This window comes from Pseudomonas sp. FP1154 (genome assembly GCF_030687245.1).
Taxonomy (GTDB): domain Bacteria; phylum Pseudomonadota; class Gammaproteobacteria; order Pseudomonadales; family Pseudomonadaceae; genus Aquipseudomonas; species Aquipseudomonas rhizophila.
This window is the reverse complement of record NZ_CP117465.1, coordinates 1,075,872-1,092,782: the sequence shown is the minus strand read 5'-3', so window position 1 is coordinate 1,092,782 and position 16,911 is coordinate 1,075,872. Positions and strand designations below refer to the sequence as shown.

Genomic DNA, 16,911 nt, shown 5'->3' with positions numbered 1-16,911 from the left:
GTATCCCAGACCTGTCAAGCCCCACACCTTTGCGGCCGCCATGCTGTGGATCAGCACTTCCCAGGACCCCAGTCGAGCATTGATATTAGGATTATCTCAGCAGGTTGCGAGGGGGGACTCAACCCGATCACTGACCTCGGCCTATTCTGACGCTGTCCCCTCTCCCACAGGCAGGCCCCATGATCCACTGCAAACGAGCCTACGAAGCAGCCAGCACCGAGGACGGCGTACGGGTGCTGGTGGACCGTCTATGGCCGCGTAATTGTCGCAAGGACGAACTCCCCATCGCGCAGTGGTTGCCAGAGGTGGCGCCTTCTCATGAGTTGCGCAAGGCGTTCAAAGCGGGGGCGGTTTCGTTCGAGCAGTTCAAGGTGGCCTATCGCAAGGAGTTGGCTGCGCGGCCGGAGGGTTGGTGGCGGTTGGTGGATGTTGCGCGGGGCGGCAATCTCACTCTGGTGTATGCCGCCAAGTCCACGGTCGAGAACAATGCCGTGGTGTTGGCTGAATGGTTGGAGGATGAGGTGGAGAAGCAGGCGGAGGGGAGTTCGCCGGTTTGTTATTTGGGTGGGGAGTTCTGATGGGCGGCAGGATGGTTTTGGGGCCGCTGCGCAGCCCAGCGGGAGCAAGCTCCCTCGCCACGGTGGTAGTTATTCTTTTCAGGCGGTGTGCGGCTAAGATGGCGCGCAGGCGAGGTCACAAGGAAGGCTGGCGTGATGCAATCCCGTTTTGATCCCTTGGTTCATATCGATTGGAAAACACCGGGCGCTGAGTTGCTTGGGCTGCTGCAGCATTACTATCCCGACATCGGTGTGTTTTCCGGGCCGAAATTCGAGACGCTGTTGGATGAGCTTTCCAACGAAATGGCCGAGGTCTGTTTCGAGGCGTTGGCACCTGTGCTGGCGCGTCAGGGCTTTGACCTGTGGAACCTGGACGCCGGCGGTGATGATTACCGACCGGTGATTGTCCCGGCCGATCAACGCGGGGCCTTTGCACAACACTGGCAAGGCCAAAGCGCAGAACCGAGGTTCACGCCAAGGCTGATCGAACCGCAAAAGCCTGCCGCCCCCGACCGTAAATCCAGCAAGCCCAAGCGCAGCAAGCTGAACTGGCTACAGGACGTCCACGACTATCCCGGCCCCACTTACGTGCATGACTACAACTACCGCAACGGCTGGGCCGCCATCACCGAGCAGGACGAAGACCAGTGGCTGTGTTTTCTGATCGATTACAACCCATGGCCGCCCGCTGAGCAGGACATGCTCGAACACCGCACCGATGGGGTGGACGGCGCAGACTTGCAGCTCATCGATGCCAATGCCCAACGCAGCCTGTGGAAGCGCCGGGTGAAAAGCGGCGCTTACAGTTCAGATGACCGCTACCAATACGAGATTCGCCAGGGCGATGACATCCAAAGTTTCGGACCTGTCGGGATGCAATGGTCGGAGTTTGAAGATCCCTGTGTCGTGGTCGACTCGGAGATATTCGAACGTCAGCGTATTTACGAACCCGAGCATTTGACGCGAATCTGGCGGATCACGGCTGACTCCAGCGAGGTCATTTTCGAGTACGCGGATGAACTGACGATCCTGCCCATCGGCCCGCGCCGTTTGCTGTTCATGCAGCACAACGGCCCGCGGTGTTGGGTCTGGAATCAAGACCCGCCGCACCAGGCCATTGCCGCCAAGCCGATGCCGGCTGACGCCTATAAATTGCGGGCGGCGACCGCGTACCTGGGCGGTGACGAGGTCCTGCTGTTCAGCGAAGGCGAGCGGCAGAATCTTGAGCACTCGGGCTATCAGGAGACGGTGCTGCTGGCGTGGCGCTTCAACTTCGTGACCGGCGCTACGACGAAGGCGCTGTTGGACGGCTTTGGCAGTGAGCTGCGCCAGGACACGCGCCTGCTGGTTACGCAGCCCAAGCAGGTCATCACGTTGCGCACGTTTCATGGGCAACTGCATGTTGCCCGGGGGCATGGGGATTGGTGGGTGTGGAATTACCGGACGAATACGTTTGGCACGCAGACCTTGGCGTGGTTTTGGAATCAGCGCAGCGATGAGGTGGTGAAGCTGTCGTCCAAGGATATTGCGCGGGTCAAGCCGGAGATTCGTTACCTGGCGGCGCAGGATCGGTATCTGGCGTTTGAGGCGGAGTTTGTGGCGCGGTTGCCGGGGTTTGCGCAGATGGTTGAGGCTAAGGGGTGTGAGGTTTTGGTCTTTGAGTGAGGCGGCTTTGCTGCGTGCGGGGAACAAGAAAGGGCTCCTGAGAGCCCTTTCCAGCTCGGGTTATTCTATAACTGGATACCACGTTGCATAGTTATCGCTAAAGTCGTCCAGCAGGGGAAACTCCTCATTGCGGGGACCTTTCACCACAGCCTTTTTTCGCTCAAACGCTTCTTTCATGTGCTCTTTGCAGAGCTCAGCGGAGATGTAACACAGCCCGTGCCAGCGATGGCGCCATGCGATTAACTGACGGTCCGTTTCTACGATAAAGACGGTTTTATCAAGCGACTTGCGCAGACGGGGAGCCGACTCGCCATGCAACGACCTGGGCACCCTGACTTCCTGCCCAAATTTGTCCCAGCCAGCCCATTGGCTATAGAACCTTAGCCGGGTGTCGTTGTTGACCGAGAGGAATTCATAGTAAGCGACGTTTGGCTTGGGCTGAGCCACCTCGCAATATCGGCGCATCAGCGTGGTGGAGATATTGCCGATCAGGTCTTCGGGGAGACGCTCAACGACCTTACGCAAGTGATGGAAATTATTGAAACCGAACTCTTTGCTGATGTGGGTCAATCGCTGGCAATACGTGTATTCACCAATGACAGACACGCGGGCCAACTCTTTGAGGTCGTCGATACACTCAGCAGCACTTGAACGGGACATAGCTCACTCCTTTAGCCAAATCGAAGACGTACTTCGACTAGCATGCTGCTTGCAGTGGCTAAATAAGTGGGTAAGTTCACTTAGATTTTTCGTATTTCCCATCGCAGCAGGGAGGCTACTTGTGCCTGCCCGTATAAAAACACAGGGACGCCTGCGGCGTAAACCATCTGGTGAAAACCTGTGGCGAGGGAGCTTGCTCCCGCTCGGCTGCGCAGCAGTCGTAAACCTGCAGATGCCGTTTTTCCTGGTACATCGCGTTGAATGGCTTTGGGGCTGCTGCGCAGCCCAACGGGAGCAAGCTCCCTCGCCACAGGTTTGCTTAAATGCACAGCACGCCGCGAAACCCTCGCGCCGCGTAATACGACTGCACACCATTGTGATAAACGAACACCCGTTCATAACGATAGTCACCGAACAGCGCCCCGCCGAGGGCGCGAAGTTCAGGGGGGGTTGCCAGCCAACTGGACGTTTTGGCATCAAACTCGCCAAGCTGCTGCAAGGCTCGGTACTGGTCTTCAGTCAGCAAGGCGATGCCCATTTCTTCGGCCACTTCTACCGCACTGCCTTTGGGTTTGTTCTCCTTGCGTGCGTCCAGGGCGGCGCGGTCGTAGCAGAGGCTTCGGCGACCGGTTGGGCTTTCTTTGGCGCAATCGCAGAAGGTGATGAGACCGGTCTCTTTGTTCTGGTCGATGACGTCGGGTTCGCCGCCGGTGGTTTCCATTGCCTGAAGGGATTTCAGGGCGTTGGGGTTGGCTTCGAGCCGGATTTGGACGTCGGCCCAGGGGATGTTTGAGTGGCGGTGGGGGTGTTGGTCGAAGCGGGTTTTGAGTGTGTGGACCAGCGTTTCTTGCTCTTGTTTTCTCATGGTCATTACCTCTATTGCTGGCGTGCCGACTTTCCAGCATAGCCGGCCTGATACCACTGCGAATTAATCCGGTCGCGGCTACTTGTCCGAAGGAAGACCAAAAAGATAGCATTGAGCCATCAACCCCAAGGAAGCCCGAAGATGCCTGGAACGCCCGCCCCTCTGAGCGTCACAACGAAGATCTGCTCATGACCCTCCTCACCGCCGACGCCATCGGGCAACGTGCTACGTTTTTCATCATCGTTTTATCCTGCTTGCTTGTCCTGGGCATCACGAAGACCTTGAGTAAAGCCCATCAAAAATCGAATCAAGACTCTCAGTTGTTCATGTACGGCACCATTGCCACGTCCTTCATCATAATCATGTCTGCGGTACTGATTTGGGGCAGCAAGGATCTTCCCGCGTGGCTTCAAGGCATCGGCAGCATCTACGCAATCATCGTGGCAATACTCGTATCCCGGCATGAAGGCCGAAATGCCCAGGAAAGAAGCAGACGGGAACGAGCAGAAGATCACAGACGTGAAGCCCAAAGAGTCAACCAAGAGAAGATAGAAACCACCAGGGCGATCTACCAGATCGTGCTTCGCGCGTTCATGAGCTTCAGCTACGTGCGTGAGAATGCCTATGACAAGAGTCTGTCAGCCAAGGATATCGGCCCGCGCAAGGGCGAGCCCGACCTGAAAATAACAGGCGGCAAACAATGGCGGTCACTGGGTTTCAAGGCTGCCGACATTCGCGTACAGCTTCGGCAACTGGAAGCATTTGTAGAGCAACTGGAAAAAATTTCCCCCTTTGAGCATAGGGATGCAGTTCTCGCCCTGCTGACATCCGAATTCTGCGCCTCGATCAAAGTGTTATTGGCTGATTTGAAGACAGGCTGGAATATCGAAAGTCAACGAACGGCGCCCGGCTCCGGCGCAAAATCGACGATCAAGTACCCTCCTTGCGTAAAAAACGCCACCTACACAGAAACTGAAAAACTCATTGGCGTCACCGAGTATCTGGCCCATGGGATTTTTCATATGTATCTGGATGAGCCGGAGTGCAATCGTATCGAGGAGGTTTTCCTGAGTTGGTCCCAAAGGGCAAACAAAATTTTTTTAAGTCATGGGCCCCAGGCATCATCCGGTGCGCAAGAGGATGTTAATCAGGCACAGCAGAGCTGACTTTTACGACGACATTCCTGCATGGGTAGCTAAGGTGAAGTAACCCGTTAGCGGCTAGCACTGAACAGGAGGCCCGCATGAGGAACTTCACGATCCAACACATCGACCACATCGTCCTGCGCGTAAAAGACATCGAGCGCAGCCTCGCTTTCTATACGTCCGTGCTCGGTTGCGAGCTGAAGAAGCGCCGGGACGATCTTGGAATGCTCCACCTCAGCACCGGTGTTTCGATGATTGATCTGGTGGCTGTCGACGGGCCGCTGGGGCGCGAGGGTGGGCCGGCGGCTGGCAAGCAAGGGCACAACGTCGACCACCTCTGCCTGCGCATCGAACCGTTTGATGAACAAGCCCTCATCGCTCATTTGGCCTCAGCCGGCCTGAGTGTTGAGAAAGCGCAGATGCGCTATGGCGCGGAGGGGAAAGGCTGGTCGATCTACTGCTTCGATCCGGATGGCAATCAGATTGAGCTGAAGGGGCCCGCGCTGGAGCCCTGAGCTTCTTGGTCTGTCTGGGCCAGTGATGTTGGATGGGCCGCCGTCATCGCGAGCAGGCTCGCTCCCACAGGGGATGTGTGACGGGCACAAAATTCGTGAACACCACCAATCAAAACTGTGGGAGCGAGCCTGCTCGCGATAGCGGTCTGTCTGAACCGGTGATGTTTGATGGGCCGCCGTCATCGCGAGCAGGCTCGCTCCCACAGGGGATCTGTGGCGGGCACAAAATTCGTGAACACCACCAACCAAAACTGTGGGAGCGAGCTTGCTCGCGATGGCGGTCTGTCTGAAACGGTGATGTTGGATGGGCCGCCGTCATCGCGAGCAGGCTCGCTCCCACAGGGGGATGTGTGACGGGCACAAAATTCGTGAACACCACCAACCAAAACTGTGGGAGCGAGCCTGCTCGCGAAAGCGGTCTGTCTGAACCGGTGATGTTTGATGGGCCGCCGTCATCGCGAGCAGGCTCGCTCCCACAGGGGATGTGGGGCGGGCTTTCGCTTATAGCGTTCCAATACAAAATCCGTATTCACTTACTTCCATCAGGTCTTGGCTACTGTCAGATATGACAGTGGTCCTCACTGCGGCTCACTTCTAACCTGATCCAGCCTCGCAAGTATGCGAAGCCAATCTTCGATGACCCGCAAGGAGTTCATGATGAACACAAGATACTGTGCCACTAAACCGACCCTACTGGCTCTTTCCCTATTATTGAGCGGCATGACTTTTCAAGCTTTCGCGGCAGGACGCGAGCCTTGCAGCGCGGACAAGGTCGCGCAAGCCAAGGAGTTGAAACCAGGGGGGATGGGTGAAACGGCTCTGTCCGAAGAAGAGTACGTATCGCAACTGAACCTGGAAGCGGTCAGGGTCACCGGAGTCGTCATGACCAAGGACTTGAGAAATGATCGTCTCACTGTGGTTACCGACAACTCCAGCAGCAAAATAGTGACCGACATGTACTGCAAATGAACGGTCCCAAAGAACTCGCCACATGCCCCTCATTGAAGTGGCATGTGGCTGTCCCTGCGCTTGAACGCTCAACGTAACAGGCGCCACTTCACCCCCTGAGTTTTCGTATTCACTCAGGGTCCGCTGACATCAGGCCAAAAGATGCCTGGAGATCAGCTTCGATATTTCGACGATGCCTGTCTTGCCGGTGAATTCGAACTTCACCTTGCCCAGGGATGAAAAGTAAATCTCCAGTTCCGAATCCAGGTCGAAGGTGCCGGAGGTTTCTACCGAGTAGGCCACGATGTTTTTATAAGGCAGAGAAGTGAAGTCTTTTTTGCTGCCGGTGATGCCTTGCACGTTCACCGCGATGATGCGTTTGTTGGTGAAGACTACGCCGTCGCGCATGGACTTATAGGCGTCGATGACCTGTTCGCCATCCAGCAGCAGGGCTGTTACGCGTTCGGCATACTCATCGTTCTGCTTGAGCTTGAAGAAGCCTTTGTTGTTGAAATCGATCATCGGTAAATCCTTGTGGGGTTGAAAAGCGTTCCAGGCTTCCTGGGCCCATATCGAGACGGGCGCGGGGATTCTGGCGCAGCCAGGAGTAACATCACAAGGCCATGACCGAGCATTTCGCCGTCTCACCAGGCTAAATCCCCCGACACCCGATGCGTGGCCAGCGAACAGGCCAGTAGCCATTATTTCGCTTTTATGGTTTCCTGACCCCCGTTACGGTTGCAGGCTGAAACCTTTCGCCCTGTTTCGGTCCCGATGGTTGTCGTCCCAGCCCTGGAAGGCTCTAACGCACCCTTTTGAGGCGTTAGCCAATACTCGCGATTTTTCCCGCACTGACCGTCACAATCCCCCGGCAAACTGTTTTTCTGCCTAGACTTGCAACTGTCCCGCCGTGCGCTGCGTTTTGAATGAGCCCGCACGATAAATACAAAAACAAAAGAGGAAACCCCACAATGTTCAAACCTATCTGGAAAGCGCTCGCCTGTACGCTGGCACTCAGTGCGTTGAGCACGGCCATGGCGGCGGATCCTGTCGTCATCAAGTTCTCCCACGTAGTAGCCGAACAAACGCCCAAGGGCCAGGGCGCACTGATGTTCAAGAAGCTCGTGGAAGAGCGTCTGCCAGGCAAAGTGAAGGTCGAGGTGTACCCCAACTCCTCGCTGTTCGGCGATGGCAAGGAAATGGAAGCCCTGCTGCTGGGCGACGTGCAGATGATTGCGCCGTCGCTGGCCAAGTTCGAGCACTACACCAAGTCCGTGCAGTTGTTCGACCTGCCGTTTCTGTTCGATGACATCTCCGCCGTGGACCGCTTCCAGTTGAGCCCTGAAGGCCAGAAGCTGCTCAAGTCCATGGAAAGCAAGAACATCACCGGCCTGGCCTATTGGCACAACGGCATGAAGCAGTTGTCGGCGAACAAGCCACTGCGTGAACCCAAGGATGCCCGTGGCCTGAAGTTCCGCGTGCAGGCCTCGGCCGTGCTGGAAGAGCAGTTCAAGGCGGTGAACGCCAACCCGCGCAAAATGAGTTTCGCCGAGGTCTACCAAGGCCTGCAGACTGGCGTGGTCAACGGTGCGGAAAACCCGTACTCGAACATCTACAGCCAGAAAATGCATGAAGTACAGAAGTACATCACCGAGTCCAACCACGGTGTACTCGACTACATGCTGATCACCAACACCAAGTTCTGGAACGGCCTGCAACCTGACATCCGTACCGAACTGGACAAGATTCTGGTTGAAGTCACCACCCACGTGAACAACGAGGCGGCGCAACTGAACCAGAAAGACAAGCAGCGCATCCTGGACGCCAAGACCACCGAAATCATCACTCTCACGCCTGAAGAGCGCGGCGAGTGGCGCGACAAGATGAAGCCGGTGTGGAAGAAGTTTGAAGGTGACATCGGTGCTGATCTGATCAAAGCCGCCGAAGCCTCCAACAAGGCTCAGTAATGGGTTGGCCGGTGCTGCCGCCCTGGCAGCGCCGGCCGGTCGTCCCCCCTGCAGGAGATGTCATCCATGAACGCCCTTCGGCGCATCTGGGAACACTTCGAGGAAGGTTTCATTGCCTTTCTTCTGGCCGCCATGACGCTGGTTACTTTCGTCTATGTGGTGCTCAACAACCTCTACACCGTTTTTTACAGCCTCGGCGACAACTGGCCAGCCGCCAGCGAGCCGGCGTTCGCCATTGGTGACGGCATCATGGGCATGGCCCAGGCGATGACCTGGAGCAGCTCGCTGACCAAGGCCCTGTTTGGCTGGCTGATCTTTTTCGGGTTGTCCTACGGCGTGCGCACGGCCGGGCATATCGGCGTGGATGCGCTGGTGAAACTGGCGAGCAAACCGGTACAACGCTTTATCGGCGTGATCGCTTGCCTGTGCTGCCTGACTTACGCCGGGCTGCTGGCCGTCGCCAGTTACGAGTGGATCAATACCCTGATGATCGCGCAGATCGGCGCAGAGGACCTGGGCCACTTCGGCATCATGCAATGGCACATCGGCCTGATCGTGCCGGTGGGTTTTGCGTTGGTGTTTATCCGTTTCGCGGAAATCCTCGTGCGCATCCTGATGAATCGTCAGACCGGCTTGGGCCTGGCCGATGAAGCGGCCGAAGCCATCAAATTGACTGAACACGAGGAAGACAAGCCATGACCATTGCCTTCCTGTTCGTGGCGCTGTTCGTGCTGATGTTTATCGGCGTGCCCATCGCCATTTCGTTGGGGCTGGCCGGTTCGCTGACCATCATTTTCTTCAGCCCGGACTCAGTGCGCTCCCTGGCGATCAAGCTGTTCGAAACCTCTGAGCACTACACACTGCTGGCGATTCCGTTCTTCCTGCTGGCCGGTGCGTTCATGACCACCGGTGGCGTGGCGCGACGCCTGATCGACTTTGCCAACGCCTGCGTCGGGCATATCCGTGGCGGTCTGGCGATTGCGGCGGTACTGGCGTGCATGCTGTTTGCCGCGTTGTCGGGTTCAAGCCCTGCGACGGTGGCGGCGGTCGGTTCCATCGCCATTGCCGGTATGGTGCGCTCGGGTTATCCACAGGCGTTCGGCGCCGGCATCGTCTGCAACGCCGGCACCTTGGGCATCCTGATTCCGCCGTCGATCGTGATGGTGGTGTACGCCGCCGCGACCGAAACCTCGGTGGGCAAGCTGTTCATGGCCGGGGTGATCCCGGGCCTGCTGCTGGGTTTATCGTTGATGGTGGCGATCTATATCGTCGCTGTGAAGAAAAACCTGCCGGCCCTGCCTCGGGCAACGTTGCGCGAATGGCTGTCCACGGCGCGCAAGGCCCTCTGGGGTCTGCTGCTGATGGTGATCATCCTCGGCGGGATCTATTCCGGGATGTTCACACCCACCGAAGCGGCTGCGGTGGCGGCGGTGTATTCGGCCTTCATCGCACTGTTCGTCTACAAGGACCTCACGTTCCGTGAGACGCCCAAAGTGCTGCTCGAATCGGCCAAGCTGAGCATCATGCTGATGTTCATCATTGCCAACGCCATGCTCTTCGCCCATGTGCTGACCACCGAGCAACTGCCGCAGCAAATCACCGCTTGGGTGATCGATGCCGGGCTGACGCCGGTGACCTTCCTGCTGGTGGTGAACATCGTGCTGTTGATTGCCGGTGCGTTCATGGAGCCTTCGGCGATCATCCTGATCCTGGCGCCGATCCTGTTCCCTATCGCCATGCAACTGGGCATCGACCCAATCCACCTGGGCATCATCATGGTGGTGAACCTGGAGATCGGCCTGATCACGCCTCCGGTGGGGCTGAACCTGTTCGTCACCTCGGCGGTGACCGGCATGTCGCTGCCCGCCACCATCCGCGCAGCTATGCCATGGCTGATGATCCTGCTGGCGTTCCTGATGCTGATTACCTATGTGCCATGGATCTCGCTGGCCTTGCCGAACTGGTTGGGGATGAGCTAGCCCCGACTCAAGACAGGCGCAGCGGCGAGGGCATTTGCTCCCTCGCCACTGCGCTGTCGGGCTAAGCCTGCGTGTCGCACCGTCGACCAATAAAAGGGAAGCCTCACCATGCTAAAACCTCTTTGCAAAGCGCTCGTCTGTACCTTGAGTTTCAGCCTGCTGGGCTCAGCCATGGCGGCTGAACCGATCGTGATCAAGTTTTCCCATGTCGTGGCCGAGCAAACGCCCAAGGGCCAGGGCGCGTTGATGTTCAAGAAACTGGCGGATGAACGATTGCCAGGCCGGGTGAAGGTCGAGGTGTATCCCAACTCCACGTTGTTTGGCGATGACAAGGAGATGGAAGCGCTGCTGCTGGGTGACGTGCAGATCATTGCGCGCTCGCTGGCCAAGTTCGATCAGTACACCCGATCCGTGCAGTTGTTCGACTTGCCGTTTCTGTTCAACGACATTGCCGCGGTGGACCGCTTCCAGCAGAGCCCGGAAGGCCAGAAACTGCTCAAGTCCATGGAAAGCAAGAACGTCACTGGCCTGGCCTATTGGCACAACGGCATGAAGCAGTTGTCGGCCAACAAACCACTGCGTGTACCCGAGGATGCCCGTGGCTTGAAGTTCCGGGTGCAGAGTTCGGCCGTGCTGGAAGAACAATTCAAGGCCGTGAGCGCCATCCCCCAACCGATGATTTTCTCTGTGGTGTACCAGGGCCTGCGCACCGGTTTGGTCAACGGCACGGAGAACACCTACTCAAACTTCTACAACCAGAAACAGCATCAAGTGCAGAAGTACATCACCGAATCCAACCACGGCATTCTCGACTACATGCTGATCGCCTCGTCCGACTTCTGGAACGGCCTGCCGCCGGATATCCGCACCGAACTGGACAAGATCGTGGTCGAGGCCACCGCCTATGCAAACAGTGAGGCGGACCGACTGAACCAGCAGGACAAGCAGTTCATCCTCGACGCCGGGACCACCGAGATCATCAGCCTCACCCCCCAGCAGCGCAACGCCTGGCGCGAGAAGATGAAACCGGTGTGGGCAAAGTTTGAAAAAGAGATTGGGCCGGATTTGATTAAAGCCGCTGAAGCTTCCAATCAGGCGCAGTGAGGCAGCAAAGCCCAGTGCAGCCTGTGGCGAGGGAGCTTGCTCCCTCGCCACAAGAGCTGGAGCACGTCGCCTTTTCACCGAGTCCCAGTTCTCCAGCGCATTGCGTTATGATCCCCGCCTCCATCGGAGCCAGAGCTTTACCCGCGAATGTTGCCGTCCTCATCTGACATCTCCCCTGCCCTGCCCCCTGTCCTGGTCGGCCCGCTGCTGCGGCGACTGGAGCCCACACGGCTGGTGATGTGGCTGGTGGGTACACGCCCCCTCACGTTGACGCTGCGTGTGGACGGTGTGGGCGATCTCACCCTGGATGCCCCGCGCTGCACCGTAGTGCCGGTGGGGCAGCAGGCTTTTGTGCACCTGATCGATGTACGACTCGACACCGCCCTGCCCCAGGACGTGGCAATTGACTACGACCTGCTGGTGGACGGCGCGCCCATTGCCGAATGGGCGCCCCATCTGTTGTATGGCCAGGCGCAGCGCCCGAACTTCGTCCTGCATTCGCGTATCGATCAACTGGTCCATGGTTCCTGCCGCAAACCCCACTATCCGACCCACGACGGCTTGCTCTGCGTCGACCGGCTGTTGGCACAAGCCCCACAGCAGCGTCCGGCGTTGTTGATGATGAGCGGCGATCAGGTCTATGCCGATGACGTCGCCGGGCCCATGCTGCGGGCGATTCATGCGTTGATCGAGCGGCTGGGGCTGTTCGAGGAATGCCTGGACGGCGCGGTGGTTGAAGACAGCGCCAAGCTCTATGAACACCCGGCCAGCTACTACCACCGCGCCGATTTACTACCGGCGCTGGAAAGCAATGAAACCCTGCGCGAGCGTTTTTTCGGCGGGGCCCGCAAGCCGATATTCACCAGCAGCAGCGCCGACAATCATCTGGTGACCTTCGCTGAAGTGATGGCGATGTACTTGCTGGTGTGGTCACCCGTGCCGTGGACCCTGATCGACCCGCAACCGCCGGAACTGACCGCCGAGCGGCGCCAGCGCTACGCGCTGGAACAGCAGCGCATCGAGGGTTTCAAGACCGGTCTTGGGGACGCGGCGCGGGTGTTTGCACACCTGTCGTGCCTGATGATTTTCGACGATCACGACATCACCGATGACTGGAATCTATCCGCGCAGTGGGAAGAAACGGCCTACGGCCACCCGTTCTCCAAGCGCATCATCGGCAACGCACTGATCGCCTACATGCTCTGCCAGGGCTGGGGCAACAACCCCGACGCGTTCGATGACGTGATCCAGCAAACCCTGGCCCTGAGCGACACCGCCCGGGACCGCTACCTGGACAGCGGCCCACAGGACAAACTGATCGACACGCTGCTGGGTTTCCAGCAATGGCACTACGTGTTGCCGACCACCCCGGCCCTGGTGGTGCTCGACACCCGCACCCGCCGCTGGCGCAGCGAGCGCAACCTCAAGCAGCCTTCGGGACTGCTCGATTGGGAAGCCCTGAGCGAACTTCAGCAGGAACTGCTGGATCATCCCTCGGCGATTATCGTTTCACCGGCGCCGATCTTCGGTGTGAAGCTAATCGAAACCGTGCAACGGGTGTTCAGTTGGTGCGGTTATCCGCTGCTGGTGGACGCGGAAAATTGGATGGCCCATCGCGGCGCGGCGCAAGTAATCCTGAACATTTTCCGGCACTCACGCACGCCCGGTAATTACGTGGTGCTGTCCGGGGATGTGCATTATTCCTTCGTCTATGAGGTGCTGATCCCACACCGTAAGGGCGGCCCGCGCATCTGGCAGATCACCAGCAGCGGCATCAAGAATGAGTTCCCGCCGGCGCTGCTGGAATGGTTCGATCGCCTGAACCGTTGGCTCTACTCTCCCCGCTCGCCCCTGAACTGGTTCACCAAGCGCCGCAGCATGCGCATCATTCCTCACACCCCCGAACACGCCGAGGCGGGAGAGCGGTTGTGGAACTCGGCGGGGATCGGGCAGGTGTTCTTCAATGAACAGGGGCAGCCGACGCAGATATTCCAGCACAACGCCAACGGCCAACCGCCGACGCGCATGCTGGCGCCGCAAGAGCCTTCGGCCTGAACCGAGAGAGTCCTGTGTGGGAGCGAGCCTGCTCGCGATAGCGCAGGCCCATCCAACATCCTTGCAAGCTGACCTTCCGCTATCGCGAGCAGGCTCGCTCCCACAAGGGATTTGCAGTGTTATGGGCTTGCGGCCAAATGAAATAACTCAAAACGCCAACTGCAGCGTCTGCTGACCCTCCAGGCTCAGCAGGAACTGTTTGGCCGCAAGGCCGCCCGCAAAGCCGGTAAGGCTGCCGGAGGTGCCGATGACGCGGTGGCAGGGGGCGATGATGGAGATGGGATTGCGGCCGTTGGCGGCGCCTACCGCCCGCACCGCCGTGGGTTGGCCGATCTGGATGGCAATGTCGCGGTAGCTGCGGGTTTCACCGAACGGAATGCTCAGCAGCGCCTGCCAGACCCGGACTTGGAAGTCGGTGCCGGCAAAGTCCAGCGCCAGGTCGAAACGGCGGCGCTGGCCGGCGAAATACTCCATGAGCTGGCGCTCTGTTTCCTTGAGGACCGGATGCTGGCTGTCCTCTTCCAAAGGCCCCAGGCGCACGCGGTTGAGACGTTCGTTTTCCCAGAGGATGGCCGCCAGTTTTGTATCCCGGGCGACGAGGATCAGTTGGCCTACGGGGGATGGGATGGTTTTGTACAGGGGTAACATCAAGCATTCCTTATCGCTGGCCAACCGCTTGGCACAAGTAACCAGTCCTAGCCCAACAACCCCAGCACCTTCGCCCGCGCCACGGCCTGGGTGCGGCGCTCCACGCCGAGTTTGCTGTTGATGTGGCTGGCGTGGGTCTTGACCGTGTGCAGTGAGATGAACAACTGCTCGCTGATTTCCTGGTTCGAACAGCCCTGGGCAATCAATTGCAGCACCGCCCGCTCGCGACTGCTGAGGGTTTCAACGGGGGCCGGTGAATCGGCAGCCACCGTCGACGGCAAGCGCTCAAGCAGGTTCTGGCGCAAGGGACTGGGGGGTGCGCGCAACAATTGCTCGCGCAGCCACTCCCGATGTTCGCCCAGCAACCATTCGAACGGCTGCAGCACCCCGCCAGCGGCGGCTTCGAGGGCTTGGGCCAGGGTACTGCGGGCTTCGGGTTCGCGGCCGACGCTCAGCAGCAAGGCGACCTTCTGGTTGAGCGCCATCACACTGAGCATCTGCCGGCCGGTTTGCTGGCCGTGTTCAAGCAAGGCATTGAGCCGTCCTTCGGCCAACATGGGCTGGCCGCGGATGGACTCCAGCACTGCCTGTTGCAGTTCGACGTGCAGCGGCAGTTGCGGGTGGAATTCCGGCGGCGCGGCGGCCCGCTCACCGGTGTAGGTCTGCCCCAGTCGCGCCAGCCAGGCTTCGGCCAGGTCCGTACGCCCCTGGGCCAGCCAGAGTTCGCATTTGACCAGGGTGATCATCGCCAGGTAATAAATCGGCGGAACGTCCCAGATATGCATCAGGCGTTCGGCTTCGGCCAGTTCGGCAAAGGCCCGGGAGAATTCACGAGCGTGGCCTTCAACCCGCGCGATCACGCAGTGGCCGATCAACACGCTGATGTCGCGACACGCCCGCGCTTCGGTAAGACCGGCCTGCAACCGCGCCAAGCCGGCCTGGGGCTGCATGCGCAAGGTCAGCAGGAATCCTTCGTACAGAATCAATCGCGCCCGCACGGCATACAGCCGTTGCGGCGAGAGTGCATGCAGGCGTTGCAGGCCCTGGCGCACTTCATCGAGCGCCCGCAGGATCTCCCCTCGCGCTTGCAACACCCGGGCGCGGTCGTAATGGGCCAGGGCCTCGAACAACGGGTTACCGACGCGCTGCGCCAGCTCCAGGGAGTCACGGTTCAAGGCCCGGGCGCGCCACAGGTCACCGTCGGCAATCGCCAGGTTCGACAGCGTGGACAGGCACATCAGACGTTGGCCATAGCGCTTTTGCGGCAGGCTCTCCAGGGCTTCGGTGCAGTAACGCACAGTGGCCTCGCGGTCCCCACGGCCACGGGCAATAATCCCGCTCAGGGCCAGCCATTGGGCAAGCATGGATTTTTGCGCAGTGGCCGAAGGCGCCGGCAGGAACCGGCTCAGGTGGGCGGCCAGTTCTTCAGCGGCGTCCAACTGGCAGGCCAGCCCCAGCGCCCAGCTGTACAGCACGATCAAGCGCGGTGTGCTGATGAGCAGGCTGTCGGGCAAGTCCATTTTCCAGCGCAGCAACATGCCGACGTTCTGCTCGGCCAGCAATTGCTCCTCCGAGAGGTTCTGCACCAGGTTCGCCGCCACATCCAGGTGCCCGGCCCGCAGCGCCTGTTCCACGGCCTCGTCGATCTGGCCCTGGGCATTGAACCAGCGGCAGGCCCGCAGGTGCAGGGTCGCAGCCGGCACCATGGCCGGCGCACTGGGACGGCTGCGCAGCAAATCGGAAAACAGATGGTGGTAACGGTACCAGTGGCCATGCTCGTCCAGCGGCACCAGGAACACCTGGTGCGCCGCCAGATACTCCAGGATTTCGGCGCTGTCATGGGCTTCGCGCACGGCATCACACAGTTCGCTGCAGAAACGTTCCTGGGACGCGGTGTCGTAGAGAAACGCCTGCACTTCGGCGGGCAGACAGTCGATGACTTCCTCAAGCAGGTAATCGCGAATCAGCCCTTCGCCGCCATGCAGAGCCTGGGGCATTCGGCCCTCAGTCCCGGCCTCGGAAGCGGCCAGCAACCAGAAACGCAGCCCGGCCACCCAGCCTTCGCTGCGCTGGATCAGGCTCTCCAGGGCTTCCCCGCGCAACGAACTGCTGTGGTGCTGCAGCAGGGTCAGGGCTTCTTCATGGGTCAGACGCAAGTCCTGCTCGTTCAGTTCGAGCAATTGGCGTGACAGACGCAGGCGCGCCAGATGCCAGTCCGGGCGCTGCCGACTGGTGACCAGCACCAGCAAACCTTCGGGCAGGTGATTAAGGAAAAATTGCAGGCAACGATCCAGTACCGGGCTTTGGGCCAGGTGGTAGTCGTCGAGCACTAGCAGCAAGGGTGTATCCGGCGACAGATGCGCGGACAGTTCATCCAGCAGGCCGTCGAGCCATTCTTCGAAGGCGAAAGGTTGGTGGCGCTGGCGCATTTTCAGCAGCCCCAACGCCCGACCTCCCACCTGCGGGAAGAACGCCTGGAGCCCTTCGAGCAGCCGTTCCAGAAAGCGTCCCGGGTCGTTGTCCCGGGCACTGAGCCCCAGCCAGAGGCTTTGCCAATAGGCCGGCAGGCTCTGGCAGAACTCCACCGCCAGTGAGCTTTTGCCGAACCCCGCCGGTGCGCTCACCAACAGCAACCGACCTCCAAGCCCCGCACTCAAGCGCTCGCACAACCGCGGCCGCACGACATGGCCGTCAGGCAAAGGCGGGCGGTAGAAGCGCCCGTCCTGGACCGCGACGGCGGTGCGGGCAGAACCCGGGAGTGAAGACAGATCAGTCATGGCCGGCTCTTGTTGAAATGCGGGTG

Annotated in this window: 15 protein-coding genes; 10 read left to right on the top strand and 5 right to left on the bottom strand. The window is 59.4% G+C overall.

Annotated elements, in window-relative coordinates; all coding sequences use genetic code 11:
- The first annotated feature begins 179 nt into the window (after positions 1 to 179).
- Together PSH91_RS04875 and PSH91_RS04870 are read left to right on the top strand one after the other, a co-directional pair.
- Positions 180 to 578 carry a DUF488 domain-containing protein gene (locus PSH91_RS04875; RefSeq protein WP_305467467.1) on the top strand — a complete coding sequence of 133 codons (399 nt, stop codon included), beginning with the start codon at positions 180 to 182 and terminating at the stop codon, positions 576 to 578.
- A gap of 135 nt (positions 579 to 713) precedes the next feature.
- Positions 714 to 2,222, top strand: coding sequence for a hypothetical protein (locus PSH91_RS04870; protein WP_305468502.1), 1,509 nt, complete (start codon positions 714 to 716; stop codon positions 2,220 to 2,222).
- A gap of 60 nt (positions 2,223 to 2,282) precedes the next feature.
- Here PSH91_RS04870 and PSH91_RS04865 read toward each other — a convergent pair whose 3' ends face one another.
- Positions 2,283 to 2,882, bottom strand: coding sequence for a hypothetical protein (locus PSH91_RS04865; protein WP_139051119.1), 600 nt, complete (start codon positions 2,880 to 2,882; stop codon positions 2,283 to 2,285).
- 319 nt (positions 2,883 to 3,201) lie between these two features.
- Positions 3,202 to 3,747 (bottom strand): DUF4256 domain-containing protein, encoded by a 546-nt coding sequence (locus tag PSH91_RS04860; RefSeq protein WP_160891570.1) that lies wholly within the window; start codon positions 3,745 to 3,747, stop codon positions 3,202 to 3,204.
- A 188-nt stretch (positions 3,748 to 3,935) separates the two neighbouring features.
- On the opposite strand from PSH91_RS04860, the gene PSH91_RS04855 reads away from it, so the two are divergent.
- From PSH91_RS04855 to PSH91_RS04845, 3 genes are all read left to right on the top strand, one after another.
- Positions 3,936 to 4,913: a hypothetical protein gene (locus PSH91_RS04855; RefSeq protein WP_305467464.1), complete on the top strand. Its 978-nt coding sequence runs from the start codon at positions 3,936 to 3,938 to the stop codon at positions 4,911 to 4,913.
- Between the two features lie 77 nt (positions 4,914 to 4,990).
- On the top strand, positions 4,991 to 5,407 hold the full coding sequence (locus PSH91_RS04850) for a VOC family protein (protein ID WP_139051123.1): 417 nt from the start codon (positions 4,991 to 4,993) through the stop codon (positions 5,405 to 5,407).
- A gap of 657 nt (positions 5,408 to 6,064) precedes the next feature.
- Complete coding sequence (locus PSH91_RS04845) at positions 6,065 to 6,376, top strand: hypothetical protein (RefSeq protein WP_160893502.1); 312 nt, start codon at positions 6,065 to 6,067, stop codon at positions 6,374 to 6,376.
- Between the two features lie 129 nt (positions 6,377 to 6,505).
- Here the strand turns inward: PSH91_RS04845 and PSH91_RS04840 are convergent, their stop codons facing one another.
- Positions 6,506 to 6,877, bottom strand: a complete 372-nt coding sequence (locus PSH91_RS04840; RefSeq protein WP_047229441.1) for a PH domain-containing protein — start codon at positions 6,875 to 6,877, stop codon at positions 6,506 to 6,508.
- Positions 6,878 to 7,326: 449 nt separating this feature from the next.
- Between PSH91_RS04840 and PSH91_RS04835 the strand changes: the two genes are divergently transcribed.
- The 5 genes from PSH91_RS04835 (at position 7,327) to PSH91_RS04815 (ending at position 13,460) form a co-directional block, all read left to right on the top strand.
- Positions 7,327 to 8,322: a TRAP transporter substrate-binding protein gene (locus PSH91_RS04835; protein ID WP_047229440.1), complete on the top strand. Its 996-nt coding sequence runs from the start codon at positions 7,327 to 7,329 to the stop codon at positions 8,320 to 8,322.
- Between the two features lie 66 nt (positions 8,323 to 8,388).
- A complete protein-coding gene (locus PSH91_RS04830) occupies positions 8,389 to 9,021 on the top strand; it encodes a TRAP transporter small permease (RefSeq protein ID WP_107322914.1) in 633 nt (210 codons plus the stop codon).
- Complete coding sequence (dctM, locus tag PSH91_RS04825) at positions 9,018 to 10,301, top strand: C4-dicarboxylate TRAP transporter large permease protein DctM (RefSeq protein ID WP_047229438.1); 1,284 nt, start codon at positions 9,018 to 9,020, stop codon at positions 10,299 to 10,301. Before PSH91_RS04830 ends, dctM begins: the two co-directional genes overlap by 4 nt.
- Positions 10,302 to 10,409: 108 nt before the next feature.
- Positions 10,410 to 11,405 (top strand): TRAP transporter substrate-binding protein, encoded by a 996-nt coding sequence (locus tag PSH91_RS04820; protein WP_160893504.1) that lies wholly within the window; start codon positions 10,410 to 10,412, stop codon positions 11,403 to 11,405.
- A gap of 147 nt (positions 11,406 to 11,552) precedes the next feature.
- A complete protein-coding gene (locus PSH91_RS04815; protein ID WP_076386267.1) occupies positions 11,553 to 13,460 on the top strand; it encodes an alkaline phosphatase D family protein in 1,908 nt (635 codons plus the stop codon).
- A gap of 147 nt (positions 13,461 to 13,607) precedes the next feature.
- On the opposite strand, the gene PSH91_RS04810 is transcribed toward PSH91_RS04815, so the two are convergent.
- Both PSH91_RS04810 and PSH91_RS04805 read right to left on the bottom strand, forming a co-directional pair.
- Positions 13,608 to 14,108, bottom strand: coding sequence for a methylated-DNA--[protein]-cysteine S-methyltransferase (locus PSH91_RS04810; RefSeq protein ID WP_281459537.1), 501 nt, complete (start codon positions 14,106 to 14,108; stop codon positions 13,608 to 13,610).
- A 47-nt stretch (positions 14,109 to 14,155) separates the two neighbouring features.
- Positions 14,156 to 16,885: a LuxR C-terminal-related transcriptional regulator gene (locus PSH91_RS04805; RefSeq protein WP_305467457.1), complete on the bottom strand. Its 2,730-nt coding sequence runs from the start codon at positions 16,883 to 16,885 to the stop codon at positions 14,156 to 14,158.
- Positions 16,886 to 16,911 lie beyond the last annotated feature (26 nt).

Coding starts and splice junctions, on each gene's coding strand:
- dctM (WP_047229438.1), top strand. CDS start 9,018: ATGACCATTGCCTTCCTGTTCGTGGCGCTGTTCGTGCTGATGTTTATC.
- PSH91_RS04840 (WP_047229441.1), bottom strand. CDS start 6,877: ATGATCGATTTCAACAACAAAGGCTTCTTCAAGCTCAAGCAGAACGAT.
- PSH91_RS04830 (WP_107322914.1), top strand. CDS start 8,389: ATGAACGCCCTTCGGCGCATCTGGGAACACTTCGAGGAAGGTTTCATT.
- PSH91_RS04855 (WP_305467464.1), top strand. CDS start 3,936: ATGACCCTCCTCACCGCCGACGCCATCGGGCAACGTGCTACGTTTTTC.
- PSH91_RS04875 (WP_305467467.1), top strand. CDS start 180: ATGATCCACTGCAAACGAGCCTACGAAGCAGCCAGCACCGAGGACGGC.
- PSH91_RS04815 (WP_076386267.1), top strand. CDS start 11,553: ATGTTGCCGTCCTCATCTGACATCTCCCCTGCCCTGCCCCCTGTCCTG.
- PSH91_RS04835 (WP_047229440.1), top strand. CDS start 7,327: ATGTTCAAACCTATCTGGAAAGCGCTCGCCTGTACGCTGGCACTCAGT.
- PSH91_RS04870 (WP_305468502.1), top strand. CDS start 714: ATGCAATCCCGTTTTGATCCCTTGGTTCATATCGATTGGAAAACACCG.
- PSH91_RS04860 (WP_160891570.1), bottom strand. CDS start 3,747: ATGAGAAAACAAGAGCAAGAAACGCTGGTCCACACACTCAAAACCCGC.
- PSH91_RS04845 (WP_160893502.1), top strand. CDS start 6,065: ATGAACACAAGATACTGTGCCACTAAACCGACCCTACTGGCTCTTTCC.
- PSH91_RS04850 (WP_139051123.1), top strand. CDS start 4,991: ATGAGGAACTTCACGATCCAACACATCGACCACATCGTCCTGCGCGTA.
- PSH91_RS04865 (WP_139051119.1), bottom strand. CDS start 2,882: ATGTCCCGTTCAAGTGCTGCTGAGTGTATCGACGACCTCAAAGAGTTG.
- PSH91_RS04810 (WP_281459537.1), bottom strand. CDS start 14,108: ATGTTACCCCTGTACAAAACCATCCCATCCCCCGTAGGCCAACTGATC.
- PSH91_RS04820 (WP_160893504.1), top strand. CDS start 10,410: ATGCTAAAACCTCTTTGCAAAGCGCTCGTCTGTACCTTGAGTTTCAGC.
- PSH91_RS04805 (WP_305467457.1), bottom strand. CDS start 16,885: ATGACTGATCTGTCTTCACTCCCGGGTTCTGCCCGCACCGCCGTCGCG.